The sequence below is a fragment of the Metapseudomonas boanensis genome (assembly GCF_042232855.1).
Classification (GTDB): domain Bacteria; phylum Pseudomonadota; class Gammaproteobacteria; order Pseudomonadales; family Pseudomonadaceae; genus Metapseudomonas; species Metapseudomonas boanensis.
This window is the reverse complement of record NZ_CP113889.1, coordinates 3,650,634-3,663,125: the sequence shown is the minus strand read 5'-3', so window position 1 is coordinate 3,663,125 and position 12,492 is coordinate 3,650,634. Positions and strand designations below refer to the sequence as shown.

At 61.6% G+C, this 12,492-nt stretch carries 12 protein-coding genes; 3 read left to right on the top strand and 9 right to left on the bottom strand.

Annotated features, from left to right (window positions below):
- Positions 1 to 42 precede the first annotated feature (42 nt).
- The 4 genes from leuB to leuC are packed head-to-tail and all read right to left on the bottom strand — an operon-like array spanning position 43 to position 4,032.
- Positions 43 to 1,125 carry a 3-isopropylmalate dehydrogenase gene (gene leuB / locus OXH74_RS17005; protein ID WP_375738018.1) on the bottom strand — a complete coding sequence of 361 codons (1,083 nt, stop codon included), beginning with the start codon at positions 1,123 to 1,125 and terminating at the stop codon, positions 43 to 45.
- Positions 1,126 to 1,165: 40 nt separating this feature from the next.
- Complete coding sequence (locus OXH74_RS17000) at positions 1,166 to 1,930, bottom strand: class I SAM-dependent methyltransferase (RefSeq protein WP_375738017.1); 765 nt, start codon at positions 1,928 to 1,930, stop codon at positions 1,166 to 1,168.
- A gap of 21 nt (positions 1,931 to 1,951) precedes the next feature.
- A complete protein-coding gene (gene leuD, locus OXH74_RS16995; RefSeq protein ID WP_215368962.1) occupies positions 1,952 to 2,596 on the bottom strand; it encodes a 3-isopropylmalate dehydratase small subunit in 645 nt (214 codons plus the stop codon).
- Between the two features lie 11 nt (positions 2,597 to 2,607).
- Positions 2,608 to 4,032, bottom strand: coding sequence for a 3-isopropylmalate dehydratase large subunit (gene leuC, locus OXH74_RS16990; protein ID WP_375741637.1), 1,425 nt, complete (start codon positions 4,030 to 4,032; stop codon positions 2,608 to 2,610).
- A gap of 179 nt (positions 4,033 to 4,211) precedes the next feature.
- Between leuC and OXH74_RS16985 the strand changes: the two genes are divergently transcribed.
- On the top strand, positions 4,212 to 5,093 hold the full coding sequence (locus OXH74_RS16985; RefSeq protein ID WP_215368960.1) for a LysR family transcriptional regulator: 882 nt from the start codon (positions 4,212 to 4,214) through the stop codon (positions 5,091 to 5,093).
- A gap of 106 nt (positions 5,094 to 5,199) precedes the next feature.
- The gene (locus OXH74_RS16980) at positions 5,200 to 8,136 is read left to right on the top strand and encodes an EAL domain-containing protein (protein WP_375738016.1); all 2,937 of its coding nucleotides are present in this window, start codon (positions 5,200 to 5,202) and stop codon (positions 8,134 to 8,136) included.
- A 59-nt stretch (positions 8,137 to 8,195) separates the two neighbouring features.
- Here OXH74_RS16980 and OXH74_RS16975 read toward each other — a convergent pair whose 3' ends face one another.
- Together OXH74_RS16975 and OXH74_RS16970 are read right to left on the bottom strand one after the other, a co-directional pair.
- Positions 8,196 to 8,642: an Hsp20 family protein gene (locus tag OXH74_RS16975; RefSeq protein ID WP_375738015.1), complete on the bottom strand. Its 447-nt coding sequence runs from the start codon at positions 8,640 to 8,642 to the stop codon at positions 8,196 to 8,198.
- A gap of 144 nt (positions 8,643 to 8,786) precedes the next feature.
- Complete coding sequence (locus OXH74_RS16970; protein ID WP_375738014.1) at positions 8,787 to 9,761, bottom strand: tRNA dihydrouridine synthase; 975 nt, start codon at positions 9,759 to 9,761, stop codon at positions 8,787 to 8,789.
- 56 nt (positions 9,762 to 9,817) lie between these two features.
- On the opposite strand from OXH74_RS16970, the gene OXH74_RS16965 reads away from it, so the two are divergent.
- Entirely contained in the window at positions 9,818 to 10,291 is a 474-nt protein-coding gene (locus OXH74_RS16965) for a hypothetical protein (protein ID WP_375738013.1), read from the top strand.
- Between the two features lie 7 nt (positions 10,292 to 10,298).
- Here OXH74_RS16965 and OXH74_RS16960 read toward each other — a convergent pair whose 3' ends face one another.
- The 3 genes from OXH74_RS16960 to OXH74_RS16950 form a co-directional block, all read right to left on the bottom strand.
- Positions 10,299 to 10,748, bottom strand: coding sequence for an acyl-CoA thioesterase (locus OXH74_RS16960; protein WP_375738012.1), 450 nt, complete (start codon positions 10,746 to 10,748; stop codon positions 10,299 to 10,301).
- On the bottom strand, positions 10,745 to 11,395 hold the full coding sequence (locus OXH74_RS16955) for a bifunctional 4-hydroxy-2-oxoglutarate aldolase/2-dehydro-3-deoxy-phosphogluconate aldolase (RefSeq protein WP_375738011.1): 651 nt from the start codon (positions 11,393 to 11,395) through the stop codon (positions 10,745 to 10,747). The genes OXH74_RS16960 and OXH74_RS16955 overlap by 4 nt, the downstream gene beginning before the upstream one ends.
- A gap of 235 nt (positions 11,396 to 11,630) precedes the next feature.
- The gene (locus OXH74_RS16950; RefSeq protein WP_375738010.1) at positions 11,631 to 12,491 is read right to left on the bottom strand and encodes an alpha/beta hydrolase; all 861 of its coding nucleotides are present in this window, start codon (positions 12,489 to 12,491) and stop codon (positions 11,631 to 11,633) included.
- Between the last annotated feature and the right edge of the window lies 1 nt (position 12,492).

Below are 12,492 nucleotides of genomic sequence, written 5' to 3'. Positions count from 1 at the left end.
CAAGAAAAAGTGGGTCGCTGGCGTACCAGCGAGCCCTTCAGATTACAGATTCCGCAGGGCCGCGACCACTGCATCGCCCATCTCGCGGGTACCGACCTTGGTAGCCCCTGCAGAGAAGATGTCGCCCGTGCGCAATCCCTGATCGAGAACCAGGCTGACGGCCTGCTCGATGGCGTCCGCAGCGACTGTCTGGTTGAAGCTGTAACGCAGCATCATCGATACGGACAGTATGGTCGCCAACGGGTTGGCAATCCCCTGCCCCGCGATGTCCGGTGCCGAGCCGTGGCACGGCTCGTACATGCCCTTGCTGTTGGCGTCCAGCGAGGCCGAAGGCAGCATGCCGATGGAACCGGTAAGCATGGAAGCCTCATCCGACAGGATGTCGCCGAACATGTTGTCGGTCACCATCACATCGAACTGCTTCGGCGCACGCACCAGCTGCATGGAAGCGTTGTCGACGTACATGTGGCTGAGCTCGACGTCCGGATAATCCTTGGCGACCTCTTCCACTACTTCGCGCCAGAGCTGGCTGGAGGCCAGCACGTTGGCCTTGTCTACCGAACACAGCTTCTTGCCACGCACGCGGGCCATGTCGAAACCGACACGGGCGATGCGGCGAATTTCGCTCTCGCTGTAGGGCAGCGTGTCATAGGCCTGCCGTTCGCCATTTTCCAGCGTACGGGTGCCACGCGGCGCGCCGAAGTAGATACCGCCCGTCAGCTCACGGACGATAAGGATATCCAACCCCGCGACGATTTCTGGCTTGAGGCTGGAAGCATCGGCCAGCTGCGGGTAGAGGATGGCCGGGCGCAGGTTGGCGAAGAGGCCGAGTTGCGAGCGGATCTTCAGCAGCCCGCGCTCTGGGCGAATGTCACGCTCAAGCCTGTCCCACTTGGGGCCGCCAACAGCGCCTAGCAGCACGGCATCGGCCTTGCGTGCGCGTTCCAAGGTCTCGTCGGCCAGCGGCACGCCATGCTTGTCGATGGCAGCGCCACCGATGACGTCTTCGGTCAGCTCGAAGCCCAATTGGTACTTGTCGTTGGCCACCTGCAGCACCTTGACGGCTTCGGCCATGATTTCCGGGCCAATGCCGTCGCCCGGTAGAATCAGAATCTGTTTGCTCATGCTTTCCTCTCGTTAGGCGCCAGAGGCGCCATGTACATTCTCAACGCTCGGCCCAGAGCACCAGCACATCGGTGCTGAACGAGCCGTCTGCAGCAACTTCAAAATACTCGCGAACCTCCTCGCCCACTGCCTGCTGCAGGGCAAGGATCGCGTCACGGAAAACCTCCGGCGTGCGCATACGCTCGATCCAGGAGGCAAACTCCAGGCGCAGACGCTGGCGCGTGTGACTGTTGACGAACAACCCCGCCTCGCTGACCTGCCGCAGCCACTCGCCCACGGAATAATCGCGCACATGGCTGGTATCGCGTAGCACTTCCACCGCTTGCAGGTAGGTATCGAGTAACGGACTACCGGGCGAGGCCACGTCGATGAACGCCGCCACGCCACCGGGTTTCAAGACCCGGCGGACTTCCCGCAATGCCAGCCCGAGGTCGCTCCAGTGATGCGCAGAATAGCGACTGAAAACGTAGTCGAAACTCGCATCGGCAAAGGGCAACCGCTCTGCCGCTCCGCGCTCAGTGCGCACGTTGGTCAAGCCGCGCTGGTCGGCAGCGCTGGCCACGACATCGAGCATCTGCTCGGAAAGGTCGTAGGCCACCACTTCACCGACCAACGGGGCGATGTGGAAGCTGACATGCCCCGCGCCGCAACCGAGATCGAGTGCACGGGCAGCACCATTCCCTTGCACCGCCGCCTGCAACAGCGCGAACTCGGTTCCCTGGGCGTGCACCGCACTGCTCAGGTAGGCATTGGCCTGCTCGCCGAACTGGCGCTGGACCACTTGCTCATGGGCTTTGTCGCTCATCACATCCTCCGATGGACGCCTTCAGGCATCCCGAAACAGCCACGGCTGGCGCTGACGGTAACCCGCTTCGAAGGTGCGAATCGCCTCCGCATCCTGCAAGGTCAGGCCGATATCGTCGAGGCCGTTGAGGAGGCAGTGTTTGCGGAAGGCATCCACCTCAAAGCTGTACTGCTTGCCGTCCGGACGAGTGACGGTCTGGGCCGCCAGGTCGACGGTGAGCTGATAGCCCTCAGTCGTCTCGACCTGTTGGAACAGTTCATCGACTTCCTCTTCTTTCAGGATGATCGGCAGCAAGCCGTTCTTGAAGCTGTTGTTGAAGAAGATGTCGGCATAGCTCGGAGCGATTACTGCACGGAAGCCATATTCGTCCAGCGCCCAGGGCGCATGCTCGCGGCTGGAGCCGCAGCCGAAGTTCTCACGCGCCAGGAGCACACTGGCACCCTGGTAGCGGGGGAAGTTCAGCACGAAGTCCTTGTTCAGCGGACGCTTGGAGTTGTCCTGGTTCGGCTGGCCGACATCCAGGTAGCGCCACTCGTCGAACAGGTTGGGGCCGAAGCCGGTGCGCTTGATCGACTTGAGGAATTGCTTGGGAATGATCTGGTCCGTATCGACGTTGGCGCGATCCAGCGGAGCGACGAGACCGGTGTGTTGGGTAAAGGCTTTCATCTCGAATCTCCTTACTTGAGCAACTCGCGAACATCGACGAAGCGACCGGTCACCGCAGCAGCGGCAGCCATTGCCGGACTGACCAGATGGGTACGGCCACCAGCCCCCTGGCGTCCTTCGAAGTTGCGGTTGGAGGTCGAGGCACAGTGCTCACCACTCTCCAGGCGATCCGGGTTCATCGCCAGACACATGGAGCAGCCTGGTTCACGCCATTCGAAACCGGCTTCGATGAAGATCTTATCCAGCCCTTCCTGCTCGGCCTGCTGCTTGACCAAACCCGAGCCCGGCACCACCAGCGCCTGCTTGACGGTGGCTGCAACCTTGCGACCCTTGGCAACCTCGGCGGCAGCGCGCAGGTCTTCGATCCGCGAGTTGGTGCAGGAGCCGATGAACACACGGTCCAGCTGGATATCGGTGATCGCCTGATTGGCGGCCAGGCCCATGTACTTCAAGGCTCGCTCGATGGAACCACGCTTGACCGGGTCGCTTTCGGCGGCAGGGTCCGGCACGCGCTGATCGACGGCAAGCACCATTTCTGGCGAGGTGCCCCAGCTGACCTGCGGCTTGATGTCTTCTGCCCTGAGTTCGACCACGGTATCGAAGCGTGCATCGGCGTCGGATACCAGGTCGGACCATACGGCAACAGCCTTGTCCCAGTCGGCGGCTTTGGGTGCGAAGGGACGGCCCTTGACGTACTCGACGGTTTTCTCATCGACCGCCACCAGGCCGACGCGGGCACCGGCCTCGATGGCCATGTTGCAGATGGTCATGCGGCCTTCCATGGAAAGGTCACGGATGGCGCTACCGGCGAACTCCAGGGCATGGCCGTTGCCGCCTGCAGTGCCGATCTTGCCGATGATGGCCAGCACGATGTCCTTGGCAGTCACGCCGGCCGGCAATTTGCCTTCGACGCGAACCTGCATGTTCTTCATCTTCTTCGCCACCAGGCACTGGGTTGCCAGCACGTGCTCGACTTCAGAAGTGCCGATGCCATGGGCCAAGGCACCAAAAGCACCGTGGGTGGACGTATGCGAGTCGCCACAGACGACGGTCATTCCCGGCAGGGTAGCGCCCTGCTCCGGACCAACAACATGGACGATGCCCTGGCGAACGTCGTTCATCTTGAACTCGAGAATGCCGAAGTCGTCGCAGTTTTCGTCCAGGGTCTTGACCTGGATGCGCGACACTTCGTCGGCGATCGCTTCGAGGCCACCCTGACGCTCGGCGCGGGTGGTTGGCACGTTATGGTCAGGCGTGGCGATGTTGGCATCGATGCGCCAGGGTTTGCGACCGGCCAGGCGCAGCCCTTCGAAGGCCTGCGGCGAGGTCACTTCATGGAGGATGTGACGGTCGATGTAGATCAACGACGAACCATCATCGCGGCGCTTCACCTCGTGTGCATCCCAGAGCTTGTCGTAGAGCGTCTTGCCGGCCATCAGTGTGTCCTCATCAGCGTGTTTCCATGCGCAGGGGTCGATCACGGCGAATGCCCCTTTTGCTTGTGAGGACGATCGTAGGGGCTTGCCATGAATAACTCAAATTCATATTTTTTATTTAAACCATTCCACTTGGGAATGCAGTGCTATTCTGCCCGTCCAACCCTCGGAGCCTGATCATGGACCTGGCCAGCCTCAACGCCTTTATCGCTATCGCTGAAACCGGCAGCTTCTCGGAGGCAGGAGAGCGCCTGCACCTGACTCAGCCCGCCGTCAGCAAGCGCATTGCTTCGCTGGAACAGCAGCTGAGCGTCCGCCTGTTCGACCGGCTGGGCCGCGAAGTCAGCCTGACCGAAGCTGGCAGGGCCTTGCTGCCGCGGGCGTACCAGATTCTTAACGTGCTCGACGATACCCGCCGGGCTTTGAGTAATCTCTCCGGCGACATCACCGGCCGCCTGACTCTGGCCACCAGCCACCATATCGGCCTGCATCGTCTGCCGCCGCTGTTGCGTGCTTTCACCCGCGCTTACCCGCAAGTGGCGCTGGATATTCAATTCCTTGACTCCGAAGTGGCGTACGAGGAAATCCTCCATGGCCGCGTGGAACTGGCGGTGATAACCCTGGCACCGGAAACCGCCCTACCGGTACAGGCTGTCCCGGTCTGGAACGACCCGCTGGACTTCGTCGCCGCACCGGAACACCCGCTGGCTCGGGACAGGACCATCTTCCTCGCCGATGTGGCACGACATCCGGCGGTATTCCCCGGCGGCAACACCTTTACCCACCACATCGTTCGGCGCTTGTTCGAGGCCGAAGGGCTGACGCCGAACATCGCCATGAGCACGAACTACCTGGAGACCATCAAGATGATGGTATCGATCGGCATCGCCTGGAGCGTGCTGCCGCGCACCATGCTCGATGACCAGGTCGTGCGGCTGCCCCTCCAGGACATTCAACTCACCCGTAACCTGGGTTACATCCTGCATACCGAGCGGACCTTGTCGAACGCAGCGAAAGCATTCATGGCGCTCCTCGACGCCCAGCGCGACGGCCTTGCCTAGGTCGATCGGCGAAGGCACAGTTGCCCGGACAACAGCAAGAGGGGTGGCGAAGGAACTGCGAGTCAGCGCTCCCCCCAGCATCTTCCATCTGCCGGCAGGGGCGAGCATGCGCAGAGACAGCGAATCGAATGCTCCATCGCCGCATATTCCCACCCTCGACCCGGTAGAGTTCGAGCAGTCCTGGCAAGACGCACCAAGTCTCCTGGCGGCCTTGAACGGTGCACATCTGGGTGCCTGGTCTTGGGACATCGACAGTGGCAAGGTCAGTTGGTCGCGTGGAGCCAGAGCCTTGTTCGGCATCGCACTGAGCCAACCCATGCCGGAGCGGCTCGATTACTTCGACCTCATTTTCGAAGCCGACAGGGAGCGGGTTGTGCGCCTGTTACACGAAGCGCTCACCGGGCAGTTCGAGGAACGCGTGCTTCGCCACCGAGTGGTCTGGCCGGATGGCAGCCTGCACTGGCTGGAAATCACCGGCAGCCTGCAGCCTTGGCCCGATGGTCGTCGCCGAATGGTCGGCGTGGTTCGCGAAGTAACCCAGCAACACGCCCAAGCAAAGGCTCTTGAAGAAAGCCAGGAGCGTTTGAGCCTGGCGCTGGAATCCGCCCACCTTGGCACTTGGGACTGGCACATTCCCTCCGGGACGCTCTACGGCTCCGCCCGCACCTCGAAGCTGCATGGCCTGGCCGAAGAACCATTCCATGGCAACTTCGACGATTTCTTCCTCTGTGTCCCTGAAGAGGACCAACAGTGCATGCGCCAGGCCTTCCGCGACCTTGTGGAAGGTCGTACGCAGGAGTATCAGGTCACCTACCGCTCGCGCTTCAGCGACGGCGAATTACATTACCTGGAAAGCACGGCCAAGCTCTACCGCACTGAAGATGGCAGTCCGCAACGCATGACGGGCATCGTCATCGACATCAGTGACCGGGTACGCCGCGAGCAGCGCCTGGCAGCCTCCGAAGAGAAATTCGTCACCCTCTTCCAGGCCAGCCCCGATCCGATTTGCGTCTCGCGCATTCGCGACGGCGTATTCATCGAGGTAAACCCAAGCTTCTGCGAAGTGTTCGGCTGGCAACCGGAGCAGATCGTCGGCCGAAATGCCCAGGACGTCGGCTTCTGGGCAGATCAGGCACAACGCTCTCGCCTGTTCGCCGAGTTGATGCGCGACCAGGGCCTCGACAACGCCGAGGCCTGCTTCAATAGACAGGATGGACAGCAATTGACCTGCGTGATTGCCAGCCGGTTCATCCGCGTCGAGCGCCAACTCTGCATCACCACCACCTTCCGTGATGTCACCACCCGCCTGCAGGCAGAAGCGGCCCTCAAGGCCAGCCAGGAGAAGTTCGCCAAGGCGTTCCACTCCAGCCCCGACGCCATCACCATCACGGAGCGCGACACCGGCCGTTACATCGAAGTAAACGACGGGTTCTGCCGCCTCACCGGCTACCGGGCCGACGAAGTCATTGGGCGCACTGCTTATGAGATGAACATCTGGGCCGATCCGGCTGAGCGCCAGCAGATGCTCGACATGCTCAGACGCGATGGTCGGGTCCACCATCTGGAAATGCTGGGCCAGCACCGCGACGGCAACTGCAAGACGGTTGAAGTATCCGTGGAGCAGATCGAGCTCAACAATGTCCCTTGTCTGCTACTGACTGCGCGCGATATCAGTGCACTGAAGGACGCCCAGGCTCAGATCCAGCACCTGGCTTACCACGACTCGCTTACCAATCTGCCTAATCGGGCGTTACTGATGGACCGCCTGCACCAGCAGATTGCCCTGCTCAAGCGCCATGGGCTACGCGGTGCGCTGCTGTTCCTCGACCTGGATCATTTCAAACACATCAACGACTCGCTCGGCCACCCCGTCGGCGACGCCGTGCTGAAGATGGTCACCGCGCGCCTGGAAGCCAGTGTGCGACTGGAAGATACCGTCGCCCGCCTCGGTGGTGACGAGTTCGTCGTGCTGTTGACCAGCCTCGACGGTACACGCGCGGAGGTCACCCGGCAGGTCCGACAGATTGCCGAAAAGCTACGCAACCTGCTGGCCGAGCCGATGCAACTCGACGGTCATCGGCTCCAGGTCACCCCGAGCATTGGCATCGCCTTGATACCGGACCACGGGGAAACTCCGGCCGACCTGCTCAAACGCGTCGATATTGCGCTCTACCGAGCCAAAGACTCCGGGCGCAACGCAATCCAGATGTTTCGCCGCACCATGCAGGATGCTGCCAGCGAGCGCCTGCGACTGGAAAACGATCTGCGCCTGGCGCTTTCACGCGGCGAGTTCGAACTGAACTTCCAACCCCAGGTGGATGCACGCGACAGCCGCGTGGTTGGAGCTGAAGCCTTGCTGCGCTGGCAGCACCCAACTCTTGGGCCGCAGTCCCCCGGGGAGTTCATCCAGGTACTGGAAGAGAGCGGACTTATCCTCGAGGTGGGAGACTGGGCCCTGGCCGAGTCTTGCCGCGCTTGCAAATCCTTGCTTGGCGATGGCCTCGTCAGTGCGGAACAGTTCAGCCTCTGCGTAAACATCAGCCCCCGGCAGTTCCGCCAGAGTGACTTTGTCGAACGCGTGACCCGTACGCTCAGCGATAGTCGGCTACCAGCCTCCATGCTGAAGCTGGAAATCACCGAGGGCATTGTGATCCAGAACCTCGACGACACCATCGGCAAGATGCGCCGCCTCAAGAAACTGGGTGTCAGCTTCGCAATGGACGACTTCGGAACTGGTTACTCCTCGCTGACCTACCTCAAACGCCTCCCGGTGGACGCACTGAAGATCGACCAGTCCTTCGTTCGCGAAGCGACCCATGACTCGAACGATGCCGAGATCATTCGCGCAATCGTGGCCATCGCTCGCAGCCTTGGATTGGAGACGATTGCCGAGGGCGTGGAGCGAAGCGACCAACTTGTTTTCCTCGAACAGCAGGGCTGTCACCTGTACCAGGGCTATCTATTCAGCAAGCCACTGCCTTTGGCCGAGTTCCGCACCCTGCTCGCCAACAGTCGGCAACGCACTGAACTGGCCCAGCAATGACCATCCTGAAAAGCAAAGGGCGCCCGTAGGCGCCCTCTTCGACCGGCATGGCCGGGAAATCAGTTTTCCAGTGCGGCACGCTGCCCATTGATCGGGATCCGCTTGGCCTTTGCCTCTTCCGGCACGATGCGCACCAGATCGATGTTCAGCAAGCCATTCTGCAGACCAGCGTTCCTGACCTCGATATGGTCGGCCAGACGGAATGACAGCTTGAACGCGCGCTGGGCAATCCCCTGATGCAGGAAGGTGATACTTTCGTCACTTCGTTCGCGCTTGCCGCCGCTGACTGTCAGCACACCACGCTCGACTTGCAGGTCCAGGTCCTCCTCTTGGAAACCGGCCACCGCGATCACGATGCGGTAGGAATCGTCACCATGCTTCTCGACGTTGTAGGGCGGGTAGGAGCTGCCGCCCTCGTTACGCAGAGCAGACTCGAACAGATCATTGAAGCGGTCAAAGCCTACGGAATGACGGAAAAGTGGAGCGAGGGAAAATGCAGTACTCATGGTGTTCTCCTGAAATTCAGCAAGTGTTTCGCGTGCGGGACCCGACTTCGGCATCCCGCAGAACCCTAGATAGGGACAGTCGAAAGCTTTTCAAGACCTAGAGTGACTGGAAGCGGAGATGAGGCCTGAACACCGGCCCCTCAACTAAACGGCCGCCGCCCACTCTCGCTCCAGACTTGGCACACCAAGCAACGCATCAATGCGTCCGCAGTCGCCCTCCCGCCGGATCTCTGCGAACAGCACCACAGCCTCGGGATAACTGCGGGTCAGCATGGCCAGCCATTGCTTGAGCCGCCCCGGCGCGTAACGCGGCGCCAGCTTGCGCCGAGCCTGGATCCAGAAGTCCTGCAGCAGCGGAAGAAACTCGCTCCAACCCATATCCTGCACCTGCCGACCAGCGCGAGCCGCGGCTATCTGCCGAGCCAGGTCAGGCCGAGACACCAAGCCACGCCCAAGCATGATGTCCTCTACTCCACTGACCTCCCGGCAGCGGCGCCAGTCATCGAGCGTCCACACCTCGCCATTGGCGAACACGGGCACCTTCACCGCTTCCTGAACAAGTGCCACCCACTCCCAGTGAGCGGGCGGCTTGTAACCTTCCACCTTGGTCCGCGCATGCACCACGATCTGCTCCGCACCGCCGTCAGCCAGCGCGCGTGCGCAATCCAGGGCGCCATCCGGGCTATCGAAGCCCAGTCGCATTTTCGCCGTCACGGGAATGGCTGCCGGCACCGCACGACGAACCTCGCGCAAGATCGAATGCAGGAGCTCTGGCTCCTTGAGCAGCACTGCCCCGCCTCGCGAGCGGTTCACTGTCTTGGCCGGACAACCGAAGTTGAGATCGATCACCGGGGCGCCCAATTCACAGGCAAAGGCAGCGTTCTCGGCCAGGCAGACCGGATCGGACCCGAGCAACTGCACACGCACAGGCGTGCCGGCGCGGGTGCGCGCTCCGAGCTCCAACTCAGGCGCCAGCTTCTGGAACGTGCTGGCCGCCAGCAGGCGGTCACAGACACGGATAAATTCGGTCACGCACCAGTCAACGCCCCCCACCCGGGTCAGGACATCGCGAAGGATTTCGTCGACCAGCCCCTCCATCGGGGCCAGAGCGATTTGCATGGATCAAAGGCTCACATGGATAAAGGCGCGCATTTTACGCAGCTAGCAGCCCGAACATGAAAGCAAACGACGAATTTACACAGGGAGCAACGGCCAAGCCCAGCAGTCAAAGCAGTACAAGGTTAGGAAACGAGGTACCTGAGATGAAGCTGCCTTACGTGCTGCTCGCCCTTCTGACAACCTCAAGCACAAACGCCGTCGCCACAACTGATCCCTTTGTTGCCCCACCGCCGTATCCGACCGGGGCTATCGGTGAAGTCCAGATCAGTCGTGATGAGGACGCCCGAAACACCTGCAATATTGCGCTCTACATCCAGAGCGAAGAGGTCACCCAAATTGCCCCTGGGCAATCCGTGAGCATTCAAGTGCCTGCCGGCAAGATCGAATTTCGATTGGTTCAGTACGGCTCGGAACGCTGCAAACACAAAGTGTTTGCCAACCAGTCAGCCACCATTGCACCTGGCGAAGTCCGCCACTTGCGGATTGTGCAGGGACAGGGCGAAGTGCTCCTCGCCCCGTCGGTAGATTGAGGCTCGGCTAGAGCTCCAAAGGAAAAGGCTCCTGTAGAGCCCTTCCATACCCCTCTACGAACTCGACCGGCATGCGCCTGGGCTTGCCGCTCGACAGTTCGATGCAGACGAAAATGGTCTTGGCGCGCAGCAAGGTGGTGCCGTCCTCGGGTCGCACCAGCTGGAAACGCCGCTCCATCTTGAGGCGTTGATCAGACTCGACAATCCACGTGCCAACTTGCAATTCCTGACCTTCATAGGCGGCGGCCAGGTAATCGATTTCATGGCGCAGAACCGCCATGGCACGATCCAGGCGGCGATACTCGGCCAGATCCAGGCCCAGGCTTTGGGAGTGCCGCCAGGCACAGCGCTCCAGCCAACTGACATAGACGGCATTATTGGCGTGGCCCAGCCCATCGATATCATCGGCTTCTACGCGAAGGTCGATGACGAAGGGAGTCGGTAGATCCCAGCTCATGAATGAGGCTCCAGGCTGCTGGCCAGCTCGCACGTTTCGCTGGCCAATTGGGTGATCTGGTCCCAGGCGCGAGCACGGATCAGACTGGACGGGGCAATCCAGGTCCCTCCGACACAGGCGACATTAGGCAGGCGCAAAAAGCTCAGCAGATTATCCGGCGTCACGCCACCCGTTGGGCAGAAGCGGATGCCAGTGAACGGCCCCTTCAGGCTCTTGAGCATCTTCACGCTCGCATTGCCATTGGCCGGGAACAGCTTCAGCGATCGGTAGCCGTACTCCAGCGCGAGCAGCACTTCAGAAGGGGTCATGACCCCAGGCAGATAGGGCAGGCCGGAGTCTTCAGCCGCCGCGGCAAGACGCTCGGTGCAGCCCGGACTGACCGCAAAGTGTGCCCCGGCGTCACGCGCCTCCAGGAACTGCTCGGCATGAATGAGCGTTCCCGCGCCAACCAACAGATCGGGGAACGCCTTGCGGATCACCGCCAGGGCGTCCAGAGCGCGCGGAGTGCGCAGGGTTACCTCCAGCACTTCCACACCGCCGGCGTGCAGCGCCCCCGCCAAGTCCAGAGCGAGCCCGGTATCCTCGATCACCAGCACGGGCAAAACCGGTCGCGCCCGCTCCAATACCACATCCATCGTCAGGCTCATATCAGCTCTCCCAATCCAAGCTACCCGCGTCTCGCAATCCTTTCCTATACGACAATCGAACTCGCACCGGAGGCCTGTCGGACTTGGAAGCGAGCCATCCACGCCAAGTCACCCGGCAGCGAGTTCCCGTCGCCGGCCGGCCCTCCAGCAAGGTGGCGCGACCGATAAAGTCGGCGCATATCGTCTCTAACATGCAGGCATTGTCGCAATGAGCGAGAGCTTATCGCTCCCAAGCTCAAACTGGAGCGGGGCTCGCTTCGGGCTCCCCACCCAGACAGGCTGGCGCCCGGACATCAGACAGCATGGAAAGGACCGCCTCAATCAGGCGCGGATCGGCGAGCAGGCGCTGATGACCACCCGTTTCAAGGTGCAGCAACTGACTGTCGAACCAAGCCTCGTGTATCACCTTCGCCTCGCTGGCCGGCACAACGACGTCGTCCGCGGCATGCACCACCAGACCCGGGACCGCCAGATCATAACGCTGGACATCGAGATGGGCAGCCGGAATTCCTGCACGGCGCTCGACCAGACGGATGAAATGGGCTCGAGCACGAGCAGGAAGTCCCATGAAGTTGGCGAAGCTGCACAAAGGACCAAGGATACGACTCGGTGCCGAAATGGTGACCAGAGCCCTGGCGTGCAATCCCATTTGAGTCGCCAGCAACGCACTAGCTCCCCCCATCGAGTGACCAATCACCGCCTGCAGCGATGGCAGCTCCGCCGCAGCCTCAAGCAATGCCCGAGCAAAGAGCACGACATTGGCCTCTTGCCCTGGCGACCGACCATGGGCTGGGCCATCCAGCGCTACCACGCCGTATCCTGCCCCCACCAGCGCCTCGATCAGCCTGGCAAACTGGGTCGGCCGCCCCTCCCATCCATGCATCAGCAGAACCGTTGGCCCGCTCCCCCACCGCAAAGCCGAGATACCGAAGCGCAACGTAATGCGCTCGGCGCTGCCCAACCAGGGTGCCTCCCAGTCCTTGGGTGGAAAGTTTCGCGGCGTCATGAACTGGCGGCGCATGCGCCGAGCAATGACTTGCGGCGCCAAGCGTCCCAACGTGGCATTGACCCCTCTCACCAGACTCAGACTATTCATC